Below are 1,700 nucleotides of genomic sequence, written 5' to 3' on the forward strand. Positions count from 1 at the left end.
AGTTCCGGCACAGTCTTTTCCATGTCCCCTACTCTATCATGTTCGAGCCATCGGAAGCTACCCCCCTGAACTTCTACGAATAGAATATCCTAAATTAGGATACAAATATAAAATATAACGTTTAACATTCTTTCATTTCTCTCTTAATAACGAGGTCTTCCTATGGCCATCGAACTTTCAAATCTAACGTTTACTGACCAGGCTGATATTGTTCCCCCGTCTGGAGTGGAGGAAAGACTCATCAATACTGGCATCGCTAATACTCTTGCTGGCAACGATACAATCATTGGCACTAGCAACATAATTGGTTATTTTGATCCTGGGCTTATATTTAGCAGCATTTTCAACTCCGGCACGCTCAATACTGCTGGTGGTAACGACGCAATCACGGGAACCCTCACCCAAATAGAAAATTCCTCTGTGGGTGAAACCCCTACTTTTAATTATGGCATTTACAACGAAGGCAGTATTTATACGGGTGATGGTAACGACACAATCACTGGCTTTATCGAAGAAGGCATAGGTATTGTTGATGGCATTTTCAACGAAAGAGGCACCATTGATACCGGTGATGGTAACGACATAATCGCTGGCATTAGCCAAGCCGAGGCAAACACGGCGGGAATCACAAACCGAAATGGCAGCATCATAAATACTGGTGAGGGTAACGACACAATTACAGGTTTTTCCGTCGATATTGGCATAATTATTGAGTCCGACTGCATCCTCGATACTGGAAAGGCTAACGACATAATCACTGGGGCTGGTCGTTTTGGTCTTATAAACTCTAGCATTTTCACTACCGGTGAGGGTAATGACATAATTATTGGTACTAAGCTGTTTCGCATTTAAATTGTGATAACAGCATTTCCTTTGTTTTTAAGTTTTCGTCCCCATTTGATAACCAATCCTCCTTCATTTAAAAGCTTATGCAACAAAACTTCTAATTCTTCAATTGATTTAAAAAGTCGATTAGCAATATATTCTTTGGCTGAATGCCATACCAATTCAATCAAGTTATAGTCGGGGCTATATTTAGGTAAGTATTCCCGATGAATATTAGGCATTTCTGTTGTTATTATCGGGAGCTAGTCTTGTTTCTTGTGAAAGCTGGCATTATCTAATACGATCACTATTTGACACCCTTTTTCTGTAAAATCTTCTCGATTGTTTCCCGCTTCTACCCATTCACTTATTAAATCTCTATCGAAGAGTTTCAAGACTTTATAGAAACTGTTAGAGTTACTTTTACTAAGAAATTCAACAAATCTTTTTTTGTCTGAATACCTGATTGCTCCCATGACATTCACTCTTCCTTTTCTTCTATCTCCCCTCACTTTTTTGCGATGTCCTTTTTTGCCCCAAGTCTTTCTCCTAATCACCCTTAAACTAAATCCACTTTCATCCCAAAACCATACCTGAAGGCGATTGGGACTTGCTTTTTCTATTCTTAAATATTCCTCTAATTTTTCTTTAAAAGCTTTTCTTTTCTCCGGCTCTTGTTTGTGCTCTAGGCTATATTTTGACCACAGGTAAACGTACTTTTTTTTTGAGATGATTCTCCATACTTGTGAGCCACTTAACTTAATTCCAGTTACTTCTTCTAAATAAGTAGCCAATCTTTTAGCTGACCATCGACCAAATTCATATCCTAGCTCTTGAGGAGCTTTGTCAATTGTTTCTAGTAATATTTCTATGTA

Annotated in this window: 1 protein-coding gene and 1 pseudogene; one reads left to right on the forward strand and one right to left on the reverse strand. The window is 38.5% G+C overall.

What is annotated here, in order from left to right:
• Positions 1–162 precede the first annotated feature (162 nt).
• Positions 163–852, forward strand: a complete 690-nt coding sequence (locus tag QUB61_RS39320; protein ID WP_333190468.1) for a hypothetical protein — start codon at positions 163–165, stop codon at positions 850–852.
• Here the strand turns inward: QUB61_RS39320 and QUB61_RS39325 are convergent.
• Positions 849–1,700: pseudogene (locus QUB61_RS39325) on the reverse strand (IS630 family transposase); the annotation flags it as partial. The gene QUB61_RS39320 and the pseudogene QUB61_RS39325 overlap by 4 nt on opposite strands.

It is taken from the genome of Microcoleus sp. C2D2 (genome assembly GCF_036702495.1).
Taxonomy (GTDB): domain Bacteria; phylum Cyanobacteriota; class Cyanobacteriia; order Cyanobacteriales; family Microcoleaceae; genus Microcoleus.